Consider the following 21,034-nt stretch of genomic DNA (forward strand, 5'->3'; position numbering starts at 1 on the left):
CGTTCTGTTATCCGTTTCTTTGCAAAGTGGACGAGTCTGTTTTCTTTTTCCAGTGCGCAAGGAAGTCCACACAGAGGAGGATGCGCAGTGACTGTACATAAATAGAACAAGCCCTCTGCTTTTCAGGGCAGAGGGCTTGCTCCGTGCAGTTATGCACTCACGAACGAGGGTTCATGCGGTAGCTGTCTATGTGCTACGCGCATCAGGGAAGCTCATTCGGGAGGTTCGGGTTGTTGAGGCGCTCAGCCAGCGTGATCGGCAGGTACCACCAGACGTTATCGTCGAGGTGCCAGCCGTGCAGGTCAAGATCCAGTCCTTCTGCGTCGAGGTTAAACTCTGTAGCACGGCGCTGATCAACCAGGCGGATGCCCGTCGTGAAGGTGACCTTGTCACGTTCCACGAAGATGGTATTGAGCCCATCGTAGTCAGCGGAATCGATTGTATCAACTCCGTATGAGCCACGGACTTCGTTCACCAGTCCAAGAGCGCCCGCGCTATCTCCGCTGCGTTCAGCAGCTTCGGCCAGCATCAGGTGGTTTTCCTGCCAGGTGATGAAATTGATGTCCGCACCTGCATCGGGGTAGCGCCCTTGTAGGGGGAGCAGCGGCGTATCACCGACGGCCAGCCCCAGGTCGAAGCGAATCGGGTGTACTGCTTCGCGATTTAGAAGCCCAGCTTCGGTTACCTCACCGAAGTCGGCTGGAATTCCAACAGCGTCGGGGTCGATCAACGGGATACGTGCAGATTCAGCCGCATCGAAATCTCCACCGAGGTACTCATCGTTATAGAAGAAGCGTGGTGCGGGAACGGTTTGTGCACGTCCAATACCTCCCTGTGTGTCCCATGTGTTGGACTGGTTTCCGGAACGGTCAACGTACTGATTCTGGAACGGCGCGTCACCGGGTTCCAGACCATTCTCAGCAAAAGATTCTGCAGCGCTCACATCGTCTTGGAAGAGAGCAATACGGGCTTTCACCGAGTTAATGACCTTTGCTTCGTATTCTGAAGCAAAAGGAAGCGCATTATCGAGCTTCTCTACAGCCAGATCGTACATCTGTGCTGAAGGAATGAACTCTGAGCGTTCTTCATCGGCTGGACTATCAATCTCAGAGATCACACCGCCGCCGCTACGCTGGGTCTCACCGAAGTAGGCTGCCCAGTAGTAGCGGGCAATGCCTCCGTGGAAGTTACCAGCGAACTGCGCAGCCTGCCAGCGTGGGTCATCTGTTCCTCCGAAGGCCTCGGCGCCAAGGTTCTCTGCCCGAGATAACAGGTTATCTGCGAGGAAGCGGTACTGTCCGAGGTGGTTCTGCGTACCATCCACCGAGTTATTATTCAGCGGGTTGGTGTCTGCGGGCAGCCCGCGCATCAGGTCGCGGAACGTTGGAAAGGTTGCCCCTCCACCGTTTGCTCCGCCAAAAATGAACTGGTCGGAAATCAGGCTGGTCTGTACGCTCAGATTGTCTTGCACGTTGTTGCTACGTGCCCGAATACCATTGATAAGGAAGTCTACCTCATCTGGATCATTCAGGGCTTCGTCGCCAGCGCTGGAAATCGGATCGATGGTATCATCCACGATCGAGTCGCAAGCGGTTAAGCTTACGAACGCAAACAGCGCTATGAAAAGGGTAAGTAGTCGTATGCGTTTCATATCCAAATAGGTTGGGTACGTAAGAGTGCTTGGGTGTGGGATGGGTGCCGGTGCCGCACATCGGGTGCGGCACCGGACAACGCCCATCTCAACAGGGCTTCACGAGTGAAGCGTTTAGAATCCAAGCGTAACATTAACCTGGAATTGACGCGAGTTCGGAAGCGTCAGGAAATCCTGTCCGCGAATCAGACCACGGCCCCCAGTGAAGTTCACTTCAGGGTCGGGACCGGAGTATTCGGTGATTGTGAACAGATTCCGTGCCGCCAGTCCAACGGTCAGGTTCTGAATCGGCGCAGATCCACTACGCTGAATCAGATCGCTGAAGTTGTACCGGACCGATACTTCGCGCAGCTTGAGCCAATCTGCATCTTCGACGAAGTTGGAGTCGAAGTTGGAGTTTGTCTGGGCCAACCGGTTCGCAACGTCGATGTATTCGGCGGTGCCCGGCGTTAGTTCGCCAAGCTGGGCCTGCAGCTCGTTGCGGATAGGGTATCCTCCGGTACCGGCACCAAACCCAGCGGTGTTGTTGAGTACCTGGTGACCCAGGGCGTACTCAGCAAAGGCGCTCACGCTCAGGTTGCTGAAGAGCGTTGCGTTGACGCGGAATCCGCCTGTGTGCTCAGGAATCGGCTGCCCAACGACTTCACGGGCTCCCGTCTCGGGACCGGCATATACGCCATTGGCGTCAAACAGTGCACCGGTAACCGGTACGAGGAAGAAAGCCTGACGGGGCGATCCGGGGCGGAGCACGTTGCGGTTGAACCCACCAAAGATCTCATCCCGATCTGGACCCAGATCCTGCACTTCTGTCCACTGGTATCCGTAGGTAAAGGTCAGGTCGACGCGAGCCGTTTCCGACAGGAGCGGCGTGGCACCAAGCGTAACCTCTACTCCCTGGCTCTCGATGCTTCCGACATTAGCGGGAAGTGACTGAAAGCCAAATCCGGTTGAGGATGCAAGCGGGGCATCGATAATGGAGTCGCCGGCCCAGTTGTACCAGTAGGTACCTTCGAAGGAGTAGCGATCCGAAATATCGGCGTCGATGCCGAGCTCAAGCTCCTGAATCCGCTCAGGAACGATCTCAGGGTTACCAACCGATGAGATTGATGCACCTGCACCAAAGTCAGCAACAGTGGCTGAGAAACGAAGCGACTGCGCGTCAAGCACACCCGGCAGCTGACCGGTTTCTCCGTAGGCTGCACGTGCCGAGAGGAACGTGAAGAAGTCCGGCGTCCAGTCGAAGTTCGACAGCGTAACCGAACCGGTAACACTCGGGTAGAAGACATCAGACACATCTTCGCCAAGGGCCGTAGCTACGTCTCGGCGCAGCATACCGGTAATAGTATACGTGTCGTCGTATACCAGCTCTTGCTGCACGAAGAGTCCACTGGTGCGGGTATTGACGAGTCCTTCCCCAATGCTGAAGAGTTCATCGCCGGCTCCAATGTCCGTAATCAACTGGTTGCCGAACCCACGGGTAGTGCTGAATGAAGTACGACGCGTGACGTCCGTATACTGGCCACCAAGGAGTGTCGTAGCCTGCAGTCCGTCTGTGATACCATAGGCGTAGCTCGCCTGGGCGTCAAAGTTAAAGTTATCATTCTGACGGGTGAATATGTTGCGTTCACCATCTGTGCCAATGCCTGCGTAAGCAAATCCGGGCGGACGCGTACGGTCTTGGCGGCGCGTCGAGGTATCGAATCCACCTGTCGCCTGCAGATTCAGATTCTCAATCGGCTCCCAGCTTGCACGGAGCGAGCCGTTGAAGCGATTGATTTTCTGAACGTCTTCAAGGTTGGCAATCGCGAGGCTGTCCGTGAAGAGATAGGGTGTTGGAAGCAACAGCGTGTTACCGAGCCATCCCTGCACGTTGTTGTCGTTGTCAGGGCGCTGCAGTTCGTTGATCGTGTACCCGGCGCTTGCGCGGAGCGAGAAGTCATCGGTTGGGAAGGCTTCAAAGTTGGCGCGCAGGTTGGTACGCTCACCTTCGTTATTCGCGATCGTGCCTTCTTCCATGCGGTGGTTGACCGACGCATAGAAGCGGGCGAAGTCAGCCCCCCCCGACACGGAAACCTGGTGCTCCTGGAGCGACCCGGTTCCGAAGAGCGCGTTGGCATCGTCGGCCGTGACATGGTTGCGGGAGGAGTACTCGTTTTCCTGCTCACTCCAGCCTGCGGTTCCGCGATACTCAACGTTGAGTGTCGGATCGGCGGAGAACGAGCCCCCTTTCGTTGTGATCAGCACAACACCATTCGATCCGTCTGTGCCGTAGATGGCTGCACCGGCTGGCCCACGGATGATATCGATGTTCTCGATGTCGGCCGGGTTCAGGTCGGCAAGCGGCGAGATGCCCTGCCCACCAGCGCCAAAGCCTTCGATCTCATTGTTGTCGACGCGCGTGCCATCAATGTAGATGGCCGGCTGGCCGTCGCCGCCGAGGCCACCGCCGCCGCGTACGTTGAAGCGAATGCCGCCACCGATGTTACCGGAAGAAGCCTGCGCGCTTACGCCGGCAACGTTTCCGGAGATGAGCTGCGACACATTGTCGAAGCTGGCACGCTCGGCAATGTCAGACGCGTCAACGCGCCCGATGGACACGCGAGAGCGTGCCCGGTCTTGACCGAGGCCAAGCCCCTGTACGACAACTTCGCCGAGCTGCTCAGGAGCAACTTCGAGCGTGATGTCTACAGTGACGGTTTCGCCAGCCACAACTTCGACGTCCCGCTCTACGGGGCTGTACCCGACGAACGTAGCCGACAACGTGTATGTACCTTCTGCAACGCTGAGCGTGTATTCGCCGTTAGCGTCGGTTGCGGCACCATCACCTGTTTCGGGAATCTGTACAGTAGCGCCAGGGAGCGGCTCCCCGGTCTCGCCATCTGTCACCGTACCGGTGATCGTTCCGTCTTGTGCAAAAACAAGCCCGGGTGCTAAAAGCAGCACCGCAAGCCCGCACAAGAGCCTTGTAGCTAATTTACTCATGATGTAATGTCCTCTGTCTGACCGAAAAAACGATGGGTAAAGCACAGGATGCAATGAGCACCTGTTGCCTGACACGCGAGACGCAAGACTCTACGGACGCTTGGATATGCACCTAAGATATGCACTGCCTCAGATCTGGTATCGACCTCACACTGCATAGTCTCGAAGCTTTTGAACACCTTTCTGCGTCCCCTCACATAGCCAAGTCAATCTGGCATAAGAGCGCCTGTAGAGTTTTATGGTTATACGTGTTCAAGCAACGTACTAATGCATACGCAGCATTGGGGGACGGGTGGTACGTCGTACGTGCAGCATCTCGCAAATCGCAACGCACATGACGCTCCGGCAGATGAAACAGTTTGCAAACGCAATTTACTACGTGTTTCACTTATCCGGACTCTTAAAGAACACATCAGCGCACACAGATGCAAAGGCAATGCTTAGATAACACAGCGTTCATAGAGTCTTCTTTGCCTGCCTGCCCCAAATAACCCTGAGTTTCACCCTTCACATGTCACCCCTCACATGAGAGTCTGTTGTGGTTGACACAAACACAGAAGGCCTCCTGATAGTCAGGAGGCCTTCGTTCATACAGCACAGTAGAGGCTGCTCACCAACGCCTAAAAGTTAGGATTGTCGTTACGTTCTGCAAGCGTGATGGGGAGGTACCACCAGGCATCCGCGTCGCGGTGCCAGCCGTGCAGATCTTCGTCCACATCGATCCCCTGCTCAGTGATGCGACGCTGGTCAACCAGGCGGTAGCCAAGCGTGAAGAGCTCTTTGTCGCGCTCCGTGAACAGCACATCGAGTGTGGCCTCTGCGAGATCATCAAGTCCATGACTGGCGCGCACTGCGTTGATACGTGCCAACGGGTCGCCGCTGCCCTCACGCAGCTCAATCTCTGCTAAGATCAGCTCATTTTCCTGCCACGTGGCAAAATCGATCGCAGCGCCTCGTTCGTTGTAGAGCCCCTGGCGATGTCCCAGCAGGTTTCCATCTCCATCGAAGTTTGGCACGACAGGGATGCGGTTTGCCTCTGCTGCCTCAAGATCCTCGTTGAGGTAGTCGTCTCCGTTAAAGAATCGCGGGGCAGCAAGCGTCTGTACGCGTCCGGGTCCCCCAGCATCAAACCAGAAGTTAGCGCCGCCCCCTGTGCGATCGAGATACTGCGCCTGGAAGGGGGCATCGCCTTCAGACAGTCCACTCTCCGCATATGAACGTGCTGCATCGAGGTCTCCCTGGAAGAGCGCAATGCGCGCTAAGATGGTATGTATGACCCGGCTATCATAGCCTTGACCTTCTCCAAGAAAGTTGGCTGCGCGCGGCAGGGCCTCTTCTTCGAGGCGGTCGGTAGCTCGCTGGTATAGCTCGTCTGAGGGCACGAACTCACCTCGCTGTGTATCTTCCGGCGAGTCAAGCTCGCTGATTACGCCGCCTCCTTCTTGTGCATCGCGTCCATAGAACGCGGCCCAGAAGTACCGAGCAAGGGCGCCGTGAAAGTGAGCCTTGAAGAACATGCGTGCACGCGCCGGATCGGCCTCGCCTTCGGGCCATCCCCCTTCAGCAGGAGACAGGCCATCGATGGCTTCGGCCCGGCGGAGCAGTTCGTCAGCGAGGAACCGATATTCCCCGAGCTGCACGAGGCTTCCATCAACCGAGTTGTTATCCAGGTTAATGTCTGCCTCGTCGAGCTGGCGATAGGTGGGAAACGTAGCTCCGGATCCGCCAAATATGAACTGGTCTGACAGGATACTGGTGAAGAGTCCGGTACGATCGTGGGTAGACGCAAAGCGTCCTTCTACGCCGCTGATCAAGAAGTCAACCTGATCAGCACTGTTCAGGGCCTCATCCGATGCCGTGTTAATGGGGTCGTCAACGTCTTCTACCAGCGTATCGCATGCTGCAAATGTTAGCAGCAAGGCTACAGCGGTAGTATATAAAAGTGTTCTCATGGATCTGTTGTAAGGCTATGGATAGCACATGGCTAATGGAGGAAGCTGCCGGGCCGCCTTTTCAGGCGGCCTGTAGCAGCAGTCGCAGACCTCGTCTAAAACCCGACGGTCACGTTTATCGTGAACTGCCGTGGTGTGGGAAGCGTGAGGAAGTCCTGTCCACGGCTCAGCGAGCGCGACCCGGCGAAGTTTACTTCGGGATCGGCCCCGCTGTATCCGGTAACGGTAAACAGATTGCGAGCCGACACGCCCAGACGTAGTGTGCTGACCCCCGCGACATTCGCCTCCTGAATGAGGCTACTGAAGTCATAGTTGACGCTCAGCTCGCGCATTTTGAGATAGTCAGCGTCTTCAATGAAGTTGCCCTGGAAGTTCGGGTTCGTACGGGCAAGCGCTTCGGCTGTAGCCCGATATTCATCGGTACCCGGAGTCAGTTCTCCAAGGTCTCCGACCAGGCGGTTACGCTCTGCATTTGTACCGTCGAAAGCAGCAAAACGCAGCGTGTTGTTGTACACCTGATGTCCGAGTGCAACCTCGGCGAGTCCGGAGACCGAGAGGTCCTGAAAGAGCGTAAGGTTGAACCGCAGTCCTCCTGTGTGTTCAGGAATAGGCTGCCCGAGCACCTGACGCTCCGCCGTTGCTTCCGGGCCAATGTACACGCCCTGGTCATCAAACTGCGCCCCGATCACTTCCTGAATGAAGAACGCGCTGCGGGGCAGGCCTTCGCGGATGACATTTACGTCGAACCCGTCGAAGATATTTTCGACCTCGCCGGTGTCGGTAACTTCACTTGTCTGGTAGGCATAGGTCAGGTTCAGATCCAGGCGCGCGTTTTCCCGAAGGAGTGGGGTAAGCCCAACGCCCAGCTCTACGCCTTGCGTTTCGATGCCTCCTACGTTACTCGGAAGCGTCCCTGCTCCGAATCCGGTAGACGGCGCCAGCGGCTGGTCGATAATCGAGTTGTTAGCGAAGCTGTAGTAGTACGTCGCCTCGATGGAGTACTGGTCTAAGAGGTCAGCGTCGACGCCCGCCTCAACTTCTTGGACGCGCTCGGGAACGAGCTGTGGATTCCCAACAGAACCGATCGTTGCTCCGGCTCCAAACCCGGAGGCTCTTGCGTTGTAGCGCAATGCCTCGCCGTCTACGATGCCCGGCAGGTTCCCGGTAGCTCCGTATGCCACACGTGGACGCAGAAGCGTAAAGACTTCTGGTATCGCGTCAAACCGATCCAGACGCACTGCAGCGCTTGCGCTTGGGTACCACACGTCTGTTACGCCTTCACCAAGGGCGGTGGCGACGTCGCGACGAAGCTGCCCCGTAAGGAAGTACGTATCTCCAAAGACGAGCTCTTGCTGCGCGAAGATACCCCCTGTTCGCTCATTGAGGAAGTCCTCATTCAACGTTGTAAAGTCATCTCCGGCGCCGATATTTGTGATCACATCGGTTGCAAACTCCTGAGCGGTTCCAAACGAGGTACGCAGGGTCTGCTGGGTGAACTGCCCTCCGATGAGGCTGGTAGCGGCAACCCCTGAAACCGGCTCATAGCTGTACTGTGCTTGCAGATCAGCGTTTAGCTGCTCATTGTTGCGATTGAAGAAGTTGCGTTCGCCGGTGGTACCAATGCCCGGATAGCTGAACCCGACAGGACGCGTACGGTCCTGGCGCCGTGTAGAGGCATCGTATCCGGCCGACCCTGTGAATGTGAGGTTTTCGATGGGTGTGTACTCGGCTCGCACCGATCCAACAAAGCGGTTCACACGCTGCACATCTTCAATATTGAAGATCGCCAGGCTGTCGGTGAGGAAGTAGGGCGTTGGGCCAAGAAGCGTCTCGCCAATGGATCCCTGAATGCTATTGTCATTTTCAGGACGATTCAGCACGTTAGCCGTATATCCTGCGCTGGCCCGTACACTGAGTTCGTCGATGGGGAAAGCCTCAAAGTTGGCGCGCAGGTTTGTGCGGTCGCCCGAGTTATTGGGCAGCGCGCCGTCTTCTTGACGGTTATCAACGGAGGCGTAGTAGCGTACCGACTCGGTTCCGCCTGAAATGCTCACCTGATGCTGCTGAATGGCGCCGCGGCGAAACAGGTCATTGGCCAACTCGCCCCGGTTGATATCGCCGTCATCGAAAACATCAGGATCGAAGGTCTGATCTCCCTGCTCGTTAAAGCCAAACGTTCCTCTGTACTGCAGGTCAAACGTGGGCTCAGCAGAGAACGAGCCGCTTTTGGTCGTGATGAGCACGACGCCGTTGGCTCCTTCGGTGCCGTAGATGGCCGCTCCAGCAGGTCCGCGAACCACGTCGATCGACTCAATATCATTGGGGTTCAAGTCGGCAAGGGTCGAGATCCCCTGTCCACCACCGCCAAATCCGGCGATTTCTGAGTTATCGATGCGCACGCCATCAATGTAGATAGCAGGCTGGCCGTCGCCGCCCAGTCCGCCACCTCCGCGTACATTGAACCGGATGCCTCCACCTATATTTCCGGAAGCAGCCTGCACGTTCACACCGGCCACATTGCCTCCGATGAGCTGCGAAACGTCCTGGAAGCTGGCCCGGTCAGAGAGGTCATCGGCGTCGATGCGGCCCACCGATACCTGCGCCTGCCCCCGATCGCGCTGGATACCCAGCCCGGTTACAACAACCTCGCCGAGGTCGGCCAGGTCGGGCTCCATCTGGAAGTCGATCTCCGTAACGGCGCCTTCTTCTATAGTGACGTCTTGCTCGTTCTGGAAGTATCCGACAAAGGTGGCTCGGATGACCTGGTCGCCTGCGGGTACATTCTGTAGTCGAAACGTGCCGTCAACATCGGTTGGAACGCCAATTTCAGTGCCGATAACGACAACGTTTGCGCCCGGCAGGGGCTCGCCCGTCTCAGCATCAGTGACCGTTCCAGTCACCGTGCCGCTCTGGGCTACTACGAGTCCGGGTGCCATAAAAAGCACCAAGACCCCGGTTATAAACTGCGATAAAAACTTGTGCATGGCTCGGGATTGTATTCCATAGGAATGGACGACGAACGACGCTGTGTCAGACACAGATACCCGTATGGTCACCCCGATGGAAACGCTGCTCGTTGGGACTACGGCGCGCTGAAGCGCACTGAATCAGTAGCCGTCTGTTAGCAGTCGGCTAACCAGAAAGAGGCGCTCGAAGGCTGACCGAGGGAAGCCGGCGACCGCCTATCTACATATCTTTCGTAGACAGGCATTGATACTGGAAGGGAGTCGGCGCGACAACTGAGCGTACATATATGCTCTTTGTTTGACACTAAGCGCGGCTACAACACAGCTCGTATTGTCCGTATTGTGGACAGAAGCTATACGAACTGCTTTTGACTACTACACTTTTATCAAGACACGACCCAAACGTCAACTGTTTGCATGTAGATTGCATCTACTGAAGACGAAATGCGGATTAAAGACCCGTTTTCGACCACAATCGTTACGGATGCCGGGCAACATCTGAAACGCTATTTGGAGCCGAGAGAGCAAGGATTTTCTCAAACAAAAAAGGCACGAGAGAATCATCTCTCGTGCCCTTTTTGAGGTACATGACTCGTGTGCGTGCACGCTGCACCGCGCACCTGTGAGTTAGCACACAACCTTCGGGTATGGTGCCCCGATCAGTGATGCTGTTAGCGCTGCGGGAACGTCCGACCGTCTGTAGCTGGTGTGCCAGCAGGAAGCATCAGACCTTCCATGACGGCGGGCGCTGACGGCGCTTCGAACGGTCCGTCGCAGCTCAGTTCGCCTTCGTCGCACCATGCGTTATCGCCTGACGCAGTACCGGGCTGACCGGCATTAGACACACCACCGAAGGTGTACAACTCTTCACCGATGGTCTGCAGTTCAGTGGCTGGCACAGGAAGGTGAAGCGGCGTACCTGCCTGCATACGTCCCGTACGGCGCAAGTCCCAGAAAGGGAGCCCCATACCGGTACGGTACAGCTCAATGTCGCGCTCGTAATAGATGGCTTTGAGCGCTTCATCGGCTGATATACCTGTGCCGAGAGGCTCAAGCTGACCAGCATTGACACGCGAACCGCTGTTCACGATTCCCACAGCTCCAGCTACGTCGCCAGCGCCACGAATCGCTGCCTCAGCTTCCATGAGGCGGTTTTCTTCAGCGAGAAAGATAGGGCTTGGTCCTGCAGCAAACGGCGTCTCGTTCCACTGCTGGTCCACAAAGTCACGTCCGTACCAGTAGTTGCTCTGAAGAGTGCGACCACGGCTTTCCGTGAAGAAGCTCTGGTCAGTATCGTAGACGAAGTAGCAGCCGAGTTCCCGAGCTGTTGCAATTCCGGAGCCCTGTGTTTCCTCTCCAGAGGCCGGGCAGAGGCGAGCGTCATCAGACTGAGCCGGATCAAGGGCACTACCTGCTCGGTCAGCCGGGTACTTGATCGGATAACTCTCATCCATCATGTTGATGATGCGGTTATCAACACGCCAGTACCAGTAGAGACCACTAATATACTGGTAGTTATTAAACCAGCTTTGGCCGTCCAGTTCGATGATGATATCATCCTGAATACCGTTCTGTGCAAGTGTCTGCACAACCCCCCAATCGACGGCATCGTTCTCAGCAGGCGTACGCGGATTGCTGACAATGAATCGTGCCTCAAACGAATTAGCCATCTCTACGAGACGCCCCGGTCCTGGGTCGATTGAGAAAGGAAGCAGGCTTCCGTCAAGTCCGGAAAAACCTGGCTCTTGAGCAATGGAGCGTACTTGGTCGAAATCGCTCCGAGCCTGAGCAAGTATAGCTTCATAGTCTGAGAACTCCAATGCCTCAAGCTCTTCCTGTCCAAAGTCGGCCTGTACGATAAACGCCTGGTTGAAGTAGTTCGCCAGATGGCCATAGGAGAGGGCACGTACGAAATACGCTCCGGCCAATGTTTCGGGGGTTTCGTCATTCCCATCAATGATCACCTCAAAATCGTTCTCTTCGATCTGGCGGATCACATCATTCGCAGATGAGATTGCTGAGTTAAGGTTGCTCCATGGATTCGAAACAATGCTAAGGTCACCAAACGAGAGCGTGTTGGGAAACTGGGCACGCGGTTCATCGACCGCGACATTCCAGAATCCGCGGAATGCATTCGTTGTCGTCTGTGCATCAGCCCATCCGTCAAGGTGAGGCTGGGGTACCGATTGCGGCGTGTTCGAGTAGCTTCCGTTCCACCAGCTGGAGTAGGCTCCGGCAAGAATGGACTGGAGATCACTCGGGTCAGTGATAGCCCGATCGGCATCAGGAGCGTTGGGGTTTTCAACGTCAAGGTTAGCAATTCCGTCGCAGCCAGACCATGCAACCAGACTGGCTAACAGAAAAACGAAGAGTAAATTGTATCGCATAGAAGTCATAAGTGACTGTAAAGACTTAAGCATGGGTAGTGAGAGATCGCCTGGCACGGACCCAGAAGGATCATCGCACGATCAAGTATAACGTGTTGGGCCGCGCTACAGAAACTGCGCCGAAGGAGACAGAGAACTGGATCCCGCTCTCTGCCTCCTGGCTGGCAGCAGCTACCTGCTTGGCAGGTTACAAGCGAATCTCGATAGAGGCCGAGAACGTGCGGAAGTTTGGATATCCAAACTCGTCAAACTTGTAGTTCACAGGCTGACTCGCACTGGATGTTGACACCTCAGGATCAAATCCGCCATAGTCTGTGAAGGTGAGCAGATTCCGTCCCAGGATCGAAACTCGGGCGTCGTGGATCGCTCCTCCGAGACCGATTCGGTTTACAAAGTCGTTTGTAAACCGGTAGCTCAGAGAGACCTCACGCAGCTTCACAAACGAGGCATCTTCTACGAAGTGCGAGGAAGCACTTGCCTGGTTGTAAAGCGGCCCCTGGTAGTAACTGGCCGGGCGGCGCTCGCCTTCTGGGCGGTCTGTCTGGTCGAGGTCACCGTGGCGGTCATTGAAGTAGAGAAGCTGGCGCGTGTAGTTATACACATCAGCTCCTTGCTCAATATCGACCGTGGTGAAGAGACGCCAGTTTTTGTACCGCAACGTCGTGTTGAGCCCCATATTAAAGTCGGGATTGGAGTCGCCGATCTTCGTTGTGATCGCAGCTCCATTCTCATCACGGATGTAGAACGGATTTTCGTCGAGCGTATACTCGGTACCTGCTTCAATGACATATCCATCGTCATTGATGGTCAGGTCACCTGGATTCAGGCATCCTCCTTCGCCGACGAGGCAATTGTTCTCATCAAAGAGCAGGTCGTCAACAGACGAAGCCAACTGGTTGCCATACATGACACCAAGGTCAACCCCTTCCTCAATCCGGAAGATGTTAAGGGCCCCCCCAACGTTGAGGTTGAAGGACGGGCGGTTGAGCGAGGTGACTTGCTGGCGAGTACGATCGAACACAACGCCGAAGTCGAGCCCCCAGTCGCCTTGATCAATGAGCTGTCCGCCTGCGGCAAACTCCCATGTGGACGTTTCAATGGTTGCAGCATTCTGGTACTGACTGTTGAAGCCAGCAGAAGCAGAAAGGGGTACGAGGAGCACCTGGTCTGCAGCATCCGCTGCTGCATAGGTCCCTTCAAAGAAGAACCGATCCAGGAAGCTGGCGTCGACACCGACTTCAAATTCAAAGACATCAGCCGGCTGGATATTACGATTCCCCAGTACGTTCTTCGTGATACCCGAAGGGCTCACGCTGAACGTTTCGTACTGCGCAACAAAAGGCGGACGCGAACCTGACGTTCCCAGTGCGCCACGAAACTTCAACTCCTGAATGTTTGGAATGGTGAAGTCCTGTGTGGCTCGCCAGGTACCAGCAACACGCCAGTAGGTCTTGTCACGGGCATCAGGGCCAAAGAGCGACACACGCTCTTGACGGAGGACTGCATCGACGATATACCGGTCTCGATAATCGAGTACCAGGTTTCCAACGATGTCTTCAGAGCGGATAGTTGCCTGAAACTCATTTCCTACGTTCAGATTATCGCGGTCGGTATTTCCGAACCGGGGTACGTCGCGCGCCAGGAAATCAGACCCCGACACACTTTGGGACTGAATCTCACGATCCTCATAAACATACCGCCCGACGAGCTGCGTTGAGAGGTCTCCAAAGTCGTAGGAGAGCAATGCTCGGAACGTCGTCGTGAGCAGTCGCTCATTTGACTCAAAGCTAAAGAGCGCCCCCTGTGAGCGCGGACTTGCAGGGTCTGTTGGGAAGGTACCCTGTGGGGTCAGCGTCGAGAAGGTGTCCGTATCATCATCCCAAGAGAACTGACCGTCAAGTGTCAGCCAATCGGTGGCATCATAGTTGACAGAGAAGTTTCCGAAGAGGCGTTCCCCACCGAAATCACGATCAATGACAGCTGCTCGGTACAACGGGTTTGCAGCGTTACCCGCCGTAGAGAACGGGTTGAATGGGGCATCCACTCCTTCTGGAGCCGGTGCACGCAGATCCAGGTCAGGGAATGAGAGCAGCGCGCCATAGAAGAGGTTGTTCGCCCCCTGGCCCTGTTCGAGTGCGTCCGTTCCATCCGAGTTACTGTAAAGCAGCGACACGGCTACGTCAACACGGTCAGAAACTTGGTTGTCAACGTTCAGACGCAGATTCCGGCGTTTATATGGATCAACACCTGTTACAACCCCGTCATTCTGCGAGTTCTCGAATGAGAGGAGGTAGTTCAGGTTGTCTTGCCGCGATGCAACGGAGACGTAGTTTGTAAAGAACGCTTGCGAATCGTAGAGCACGTCCTGCTGGTCAAAGTTACGGTCAAAGGGGTTCTGGAAGACCCCGCTCGGCAGCTCCGGGTTGATGTTGCATGGCGAGCCATCATCTCTAAAGAATGGGTTGGACGCATCTGGATTGCACTGCTCACGGAAATCACGTGAGACCACATTTCCGTCTTCATCCAATTGGCCCCGATTGTGGTGATCAGACAGATCGATTTTATTTGCCAGTTGTGTGAAGCCAAATTCATTCCGCACGGTGACGCGCGTCGTTCCAGCGTCGTCAGCTCCACGCTTCGTGATAATCTGAATCACTCCGTTACCAGCGAGCGAGCCGTAGAGGGAAGCCGCAGCGGCCCCCTTCACGATCTCAATGGACTCGACCGATTGCATATCGATATCCTCAAGGCCGCCACTGGTTATTGCTCCGTCGATTACAACGAGCGGCTCCTGGCTACCTGAAAGCGTGGTCGTTCCCCTTAAGCGTACAGATGGCGCTGTACCAGGCTGACCTGAGGCCTGCACAATACGGGCACCCGGCGTTTTAGCACGCAACGCGTTAGCAGGATCTGTACCTGGCACTTCCTGAAGTTGATCGCCGCCGACCTTCGAGACTGTAAAGCCCAGCTTACGGGTGTCCGTACCGACGGAAACCCCCGTAACGACGATCTGGTCAAGTTCTGCCGAGCCCGGAATCAGGGCCGCATCAACGGTGATGGTTTCTCCAGGAAGCACTTCTACTTGCTCTTCGAGTGCATCATATCCAACAAATGAAAAACGAACGGTCTGTTCGCCTGCCGGAATTCCAACCAGTTCATACTCGCCGTCTGCATTGGTAGCTGCCCCAATGGATGTACCAACGATCTGAACGGTTGCCCCAGGAAGGGGATCTTCGGTAGTGCCGTCAATGACAGTACCACTTATGTTTCCTTCCTGGGCTGACACAAGCCCCGGTAAGAAAATGAGCAGCGCAAGTGCGCTGATTAAACTCGTAACACGTCTACTCATGGTATGCGTCAAGCTTTTTTTGCAAAGAGAACGAATGGCAGCGACGTCTTCTCAGTCTTGTGCTACTGTCTGTAGGCGAAATACTAAAGCACGGACTGGTCTGGCTTCAAGCAATCCGGAAATACGAAGCACGACTGTGCGACTCCTTCATTTTCAGCGAATAGCTTTTTTGTTACAACTGCACATTGCATAGTTAAGAAAATAAAAAGGGATTGTCAAGAAATATAGACAGGGACTCCAGTGCAACGAGGTGCTTAGTGTATGCGATCATCGGTAGCCTGAATCGATAGCGCTTTTCCCGGCCTCAGCGCCTGTTTTGACTGCTTTTTAGCTTCAAATGGCTCTACGAGCATGCAAACCAAGACCTAAATGAAGCTCTGTTCCAGGAAACATTATTTAGTGAAATTCAGACCAATGACTTGGGCTCCGATTTCATCATACATCGCCGGCTTTCAGATTCTTTCCGGATTGCATTTCAAAGCAATATCTTTACACAGCCGCAACAGAAAACCCCGATGTGCCTGGTGAGCACACCGGGGTCAGGTATCGTCAACTGTATGGGGAATTTGCACAAACCTACCGGCACAGGCAGGCCACTCGCTCAGGTTTGACCACGCCCTGCGAACATCTCTGTTCTACAGAGTGCTTGCCCGATACGACTACCCGAGGTAGAGCGTGGTCGCATAGATGAAGTAGACTGTAAGTCCAATGATGTCGTTCAGGGTAGTCACAAACGGCCCCATCGCACTGGCCGGGTCGATGCCCAGCCACTTCAATGCGAAAGGAACCAGCGCTCCGTTGGTCGTAGCCAGTACAATCACGGTGAGCATAGTAGCTCCAAGCGTCAGGGCCAAGAGGGGCACGTCGCCAAGCTGGAAGACGAAGACGGCGATGCAGAGCAACGCAGCAAGCACGACGCCGTTTATCAGAGCCACGACCATCTCTTTCAGGATGCGCGCGCCTATGTCTCCCATCCACAAGTCGCCCGACGAAAGCCCCTGCACGGCGATCGCTGCACTCTGTACGGCGGCGTTGCCTCCCATCGCCGTTACGATCGGGATGAACATGGCAAGCACGACCGCTTGCTCCAGCGCCACCTCAAACCCACCGATCACCGAGCCGGAGAGCCCCGCCCCGAACAGCCCAACCAGCAGCCAGGGCAGCCGCCCTCGACTTACCCGCCATACGGTGTCGTCGGGCTGCTCGATGCCCGACCCTCCGCTCATGATCTGGATATCTTCTTCAGCTTCCTCACGAATCACATCAACGACGTCGTCAATCGTGATTCGTCCAACCATCCCGCCTGTTGAATCAACCACCGGCATCGAGACCAGGTCGTACCGCTCCATGATGCGGGCAACCTCCTCGCGGTCCATGTCAGTTGGCACCGAGATAAAGTCTTCGTGCATCACCGTGCGCACCGGGTCTTCAGCAGGGGCAAGCATCAGGTCTTTGAGTGAGACCACCCCCTCCAGCCGATCGTTGTCTCCAAGCACGAAAACCGAGTAGATGTCGTCGATGTCCGTAGCGTGCGCACGCACGGCCTCGATCACATGCTCAAGCGTCCAGGTGGGCGGGACGGACACAAACTCGCGGGCCATGATGCCGCCGGCGCTCTCCTCGTCGTATTCGAGGAGCACAGCAACGTCGTGCGTATCCTCAAGATCGGGGAGAACGCCGAGGGCCTGGGCATCGGACATGTCGTTGAGCACGTCCGCGGCGTCATCGGTGTCGAGTGCGTCGATGAGCACGCGAAGGCGCGCGGCCTGCAGGTCTTGAAGTACGGCAGTGCGCTGCCCATCTGTCAGCTCAACGAGCACGTCGCTCGCCTGCGCGTCGGGGAGCCAGGCAAACACCTTGTATGCCTGCTCCTCTGAGAGCCGCCCCAGAAGCTGAGCCAGATCGGCCGGGTGCAGATCGGATGTCAAGTTCAGCACCATGCCATGCTGGTCCGCATCGACCAGCACGGCGACATCCTCAACGAAGTCAGCATCGATCTCAAGCATTCCCAGCCGTCTCTGAGAGGGAGCCTCTGTGGTAGCAGGGCGGTTCATAGGATGCGGTCTACTCATTCATGAAGTTTCGGAGACGATGCACTGGCATGGCTGTCGGCATCAAGCGACCGGGCCAGCTCTACGAAGTCTTCGGGGGCGAGCGCCTCAGCACGGCGGCGGCCCCAGTCGTTCGGAAAGGACACGCCAATATCTTTCGACCACGGGCTTAAACTGTTTCGGAGCATCTTACGGCGCTGGTTAAAGGCCGCTCGTACCAAAGTACGCAGCCACTTCGGGTCGACCTCAGGGGCGGATGCGGGGTCGTAGACGCACCGGACCGCTGCACTCGTTACGTTGGGTTGTGGGCTGAACACGTGCCGTGATATGTTGAAGAGGTGCTTGGGCGCGGCATACAGCTGCATGATCACACTCAAGATTCCGTACGCCTTTGTACGCGGGTCTGCAACCAGACGCTCTGCCACTTCTTTCTGCATCGTGAGCACGGCTTCCGCCACATGCGACCGCGCATCCACCAGCGCAAAAAGCAGCTGGCTGGTAAGGTAGTATGGGGTGTTGCTAATGACGTAGACCGGCCCCCCTTTCTCTTCAGCCAGAGCAGGCCAGTTTGCATTCAGCGCGTCCTCTTGGCGCACATCGACGGCTGGAAGCTCCTGGTTCAAGTATGCAACGGCCCGGTCGTCGACCTCAAGCGCGGTGAACGTGTCGTAGCGCGCATGCAGCAGTTCTGTTAGCGCGCCCGTGCCCGGCCCGATCTCCACAACGTGCGCGTCAGGGGGCGCCTGCAGCGCATCCACAATCTTGCGGATCATGTTCGGGTCGTGCATGAAGTTCTGCCCGAGGCTCTGCTTCGGACGGAAAGGGGCGTGCTCTGCCATAGAAAAAGGGGGGTGTAGAAATAGAAGCATGGGGGAAGCGAATCGCATGCACCCAAGGCACCTACGACTCGCATCCCCCTGAATAATAAGGTAGCGGTAAGATGTTAAGTGGTCTATATCATCGCGACTCGCTCAAACCCCCTCTGTCTTCGAGCTTCGCCGCAGGCGTGATCCTGTGGACATCTCCCCCTTGGCCAAAGGGGAGGAACCCGACATGAGCCCGCAGGGCGACTGATGGAGCGAAGCGGAATAAAAGAGAGGGGGGTTCGAACAAAACAAAGCAGCGGTGTCAAATCGGCTTATAATTTAGCGTCTACCCACTACCAATAATAAAACGCTACCGCAGGTGGGTACGGCGGTTGCGGACGTAATCCTCAAACAGGAAGCTGCCCAGGTCGTCGAGCGACGCGTAGTAGGCGCGTCCGTGATTGGCTTCGGTGAGGTCGCGCACGAAGTTTTGCAGTTGCGGGTCGCGCGCCACCATAAAGGTGGTAATGGTGATGCCTTCGCGGCGGCACATCATGCCTTCGTCGAGCACCTTGTTCACGATGCGGCGGTCGAGCCCAAACGCGTTTCGGTACATGCGCCCATTTTCGATATGACAGCTGGGCTTGCCATCGGTAATCATGAAGATCTGCTTGTTGCGGTTCTTGCGGCGATGCAGGATGTCACGCGCCCGCTGCAGCCCGGCTCGTGTGTTCGTGTAGTAGGGCCCCACCTCCAGATACGGAAGGTCCTTCAAGTCGACCTCCCAGGCTTCGTTTCCGAACGCCACAATGTCGAGCGTGTCGTCTGGATAGCGCGTTTTGATGAGCTCGGCCAGCGCAAGGGCGGTCTTCCGTGCGGGCGTAATGCGATCTTCTCCATACAGGATCATCGAGTGCGACAGGTCGATCATGAGCACCGTGGCCATGGTCGACTGATGGTCGGTCTCGTGCACGCGAAAGTCGTCTTCGCTGAGGTGCCAGTCTGCCCCGATGCCGCTACGCCGAAACGAGTTAGCCAGCGTACCCGTCACGTCGAGTCGATTCACGTCATCCCCAAACGACCATCGGCGCGTCTCCGGCAGCCGCTCTTCGCCCTGGCCCGGATGGGGCGTGCGGTGGTTTCCTCGCCCGTCTTTACGCAAGTCCTTAAAGACACGCTCCAGCGCACGCTCTCGCAGTGCGCGCTCGGTGCGCGCTGTGATCTGAACAACCTGGCCGTCTTCATCGTCGCGTAGATAGCCGCGCCGTTTGAGCTCTTCAACAAAGTCGCCGATGCCCTCGTCATAGCCCTCAGTTAAGCCATACTGCTCATCAAGCTGTGTAAGCCACTGCAACGCCTCGCCCGCATCACCGGCGGTGTGCTGCAAGAGCTCCTGAAAGAGCTCATTGAGCTGATCAAAAAGCGGACGTTGGTCTCCATGCCGGGCGTCGTCCCACGCCGTGTACTGGAAAGAATAAGCCATTGTGCGCGGTAGAGCAGGTCGTAAATCCGTCTATGTATGCCTCTGTGTGCTGCCTCTTGCAACGCGCATTGCAGAACAGGTGTTCGGCGACGAAGATGTTCTGTTACGTTCGAGCCGGGTGCAGTATGCAACGCGCAGACATATCTTTTGGGATGCGGAGCGTGTGGAGTAGTACGAGAGCTTATAAATGCGAACAGCCCCCTTCGCGAACTTCCGAAGAGGGCTGCCCAACATATGTGCATTCCTATGCTTCCGCGCAAGCGGGCTTTACGGAATAGCGGTTAGCTACTCAGGCTGAACTGAACCCAGACGGTTGTACGTGCCGCCACGGCGCGTCCGCTCACGCGTGCGGGTTCGAATTCGGCGTTGCGCACTACGCGCAGCGCTTCGCGATCGCACCCATACCCGATGCCTCGAATAAGCTCGGCCTCGCGTACCGATCCATCGGGATTGACGACCGCTTGAATATACACCCGGCCCTCGACCCCACGGCGCTGGGCGCGCTCAGGGTACGAAGCGTTTCGTGTAAGTGCTGCAAGCCCTCCAACCGGCGATGGCTCTTCGTCGACTACCGTGTAGATGCGCTCGCCCGTTTCTTCGTCCTGTTCGCTGCGCTGTGCCTCACGCTGGCGGCGGGCCTCAGCCATCTGAAGCTCTTCATACTCGCGCTGGGCCTGTTGCAGCCGCGCAACCATCTCATCGTCGTCGGGGTTGATCTCGTAGGCCTGCCGGTAGAGCTGCACCGCCTCCTCGTAGTTGCCTTCTTGCAGCGCATCGTCGGCCTGTGCGCGAATCTGATCAAACTGCTCAAGTTGCTGTTGCTGTTCAGCCAGAAGCTGCTCATTCTGGCTCATCATGTCCTGCAGCTCGGCATGATCAGGATTAATCTGAACGGCCTGCTCAAGGGCCTCCTGGGCATCGGCATACCGCCCGGTTTGCATGAGGCGCTCGGCGCGGTCAAGATGGCGCTGAAACTCGCTTTCTGATTCTCGCTCGGCGAGTTGACTTTGGACTGTAGACAGGCGGTCTTGTGCAAATGGATCGCCGGCGCGGTATTCCAATGCGTTTTCGTAATTGCGCTGTGCCGCTCCAAGGTTGCCTGCGCTAAACTGCTCCTCAGCCTGTGTGATGTAGAAGTCGTAGAGCTCATCCGGCCCAAAGGAACCGCCGCCCTCGTCTCCACCGCCACTGCGCGCCTGAATCAGATTACGCTGCTGTTCACCCACCTCTGCAATCATTGCCTCAGCGTCTTCATCGCCGGGCTGCTGGTCGAGCGCGTTGTAGAACGCCGCCATTGCCTGGCCATAGTGGAGTTGACCCGCTTTAGTGGACACCGCGCGGCTTTCACGCCGCGACGAGGGATTGCGTTTGTTTGGGGAGCGTATTTTCGGGGTCGCGGTCGTTCCG

10 protein-coding genes are annotated in these 21,034 nt (G+C 56.4%); all 10 read right to left on the reverse strand.

Features of this window, described 5'->3' with window-relative positions; genetic code table 11:
• Positions 1 to 202 precede the first annotated feature (202 nt).
• A complete protein-coding gene (locus PPP56_RS12960) occupies positions 203 to 1,651 on the reverse strand; it encodes a RagB/SusD family nutrient uptake outer membrane protein (protein WP_353564476.1) in 1,449 nt (482 codons plus the stop codon).
• A gap of 114 nt (positions 1,652 to 1,765) precedes the next feature.
• A complete protein-coding gene (locus PPP56_RS12965; RefSeq protein ID WP_353564477.1) occupies positions 1,766 to 4,633 on the reverse strand; it encodes a carboxypeptidase-like regulatory domain-containing protein in 2,868 nt (955 codons plus the stop codon).
• Between the two features lie 620 nt (positions 4,634 to 5,253).
• On the reverse strand, positions 5,254 to 6,585 hold the full coding sequence (locus tag PPP56_RS12970; protein ID WP_353564478.1) for a RagB/SusD family nutrient uptake outer membrane protein: 1,332 nt from the start codon (positions 6,583 to 6,585) through the stop codon (positions 5,254 to 5,256).
• A gap of 95 nt (positions 6,586 to 6,680) precedes the next feature.
• Positions 6,681 to 9,569 (reverse strand): TonB-dependent receptor domain-containing protein, encoded by a 2,889-nt coding sequence (locus PPP56_RS12975; RefSeq protein WP_353564479.1) that lies wholly within the window; start codon positions 9,567 to 9,569, stop codon positions 6,681 to 6,683.
• Positions 9,570 to 10,222: 653 nt separating this feature from the next.
• The gene (locus PPP56_RS12980) at positions 10,223 to 11,938 is read right to left on the reverse strand and encodes a RagB/SusD family nutrient uptake outer membrane protein (protein ID WP_353564480.1); all 1,716 of its coding nucleotides are present in this window, start codon (positions 11,936 to 11,938) and stop codon (positions 10,223 to 10,225) included.
• A 187-nt stretch (positions 11,939 to 12,125) separates the two neighbouring features.
• The gene (locus PPP56_RS12985; protein ID WP_353564481.1) at positions 12,126 to 15,287 is read right to left on the reverse strand and encodes a SusC/RagA family TonB-linked outer membrane protein; all 3,162 of its coding nucleotides are present in this window, start codon (positions 15,285 to 15,287) and stop codon (positions 12,126 to 12,128) included.
• Positions 15,288 to 15,946: 659 nt separating this feature from the next.
• Complete coding sequence (gene mgtE, locus PPP56_RS12990) at positions 15,947 to 17,341, reverse strand: magnesium transporter (protein WP_353564482.1); 1,395 nt, start codon at positions 17,339 to 17,341, stop codon at positions 15,947 to 15,949.
• A gap of 14 nt (positions 17,342 to 17,355) precedes the next feature.
• Positions 17,356 to 18,177: a 16S rRNA (adenine(1518)-N(6)/adenine(1519)-N(6))-dimethyltransferase RsmA gene (rsmA, locus tag PPP56_RS12995; RefSeq protein ID WP_353564483.1), complete on the reverse strand. Its 822-nt coding sequence runs from the start codon at positions 18,175 to 18,177 to the stop codon at positions 17,356 to 17,358.
• Positions 18,178 to 18,514: 337 nt separating this feature from the next.
• Positions 18,515 to 19,627, reverse strand: coding sequence for a vWA domain-containing protein (locus PPP56_RS13000; RefSeq protein WP_353564484.1), 1,113 nt, complete (start codon positions 19,625 to 19,627; stop codon positions 18,515 to 18,517).
• Between the two features lie 281 nt (positions 19,628 to 19,908).
• On the reverse strand, positions 19,909 to 21,034 hold a 1,126-nt coding region (locus PPP56_RS13005), incomplete at its 5' end, for a TonB family protein (protein ID WP_353564485.1).

It is taken from the genome of Longimonas sp. (assembly GCF_040409695.1).
Lineage (GTDB): Bacteria > Bacteroidota > Rhodothermia > Rhodothermales > Salinibacteraceae > Longimonas.

Coding starts and splice junctions, on each gene's coding strand:
- PPP56_RS12960 (WP_353564476.1), bottom strand. CDS start 1,651: ATGAAACGCATACGACTACTTACCCTTTTCATAGCGCTGTTTGCGTTC.
- PPP56_RS12965 (WP_353564477.1), bottom strand. CDS start 4,633: ATGAGTAAATTAGCTACAAGGCTCTTGTGCGGGCTTGCGGTGCTGCTT.
- PPP56_RS12970 (WP_353564478.1), bottom strand. CDS start 6,585: ATGAGAACACTTTTATATACTACCGCTGTAGCCTTGCTGCTAACATTT.
- PPP56_RS12975 (WP_353564479.1), bottom strand. CDS start 9,569: ATGCACAAGTTTTTATCGCAGTTTATAACCGGGGTCTTGGTGCTTTTT.
- PPP56_RS12980 (WP_353564480.1), bottom strand. CDS start 11,938: ATGCGATACAATTTACTCTTCGTTTTTCTGTTAGCCAGTCTGGTTGCA.
- PPP56_RS12985 (WP_353564481.1), bottom strand. CDS start 15,287: ATGAGTAGACGTGTTACGAGTTTAATCAGCGCACTTGCGCTGCTCATT.
- mgtE (WP_353564482.1), bottom strand. CDS start 17,341: ATGAACCGCCCTGCTACCACAGAGGCTCCCTCTCAGAGACGGCTGGGA.
- rsmA (WP_353564483.1), bottom strand. CDS start 18,177: ATGGCAGAGCACGCCCCTTTCCGTCCGAAGCAGAGCCTCGGGCAGAAC.
- PPP56_RS13000 (WP_353564484.1), bottom strand. CDS start 19,627: ATGGCTTATTCTTTCCAGTACACGGCGTGGGACGACGCCCGGCATGGA.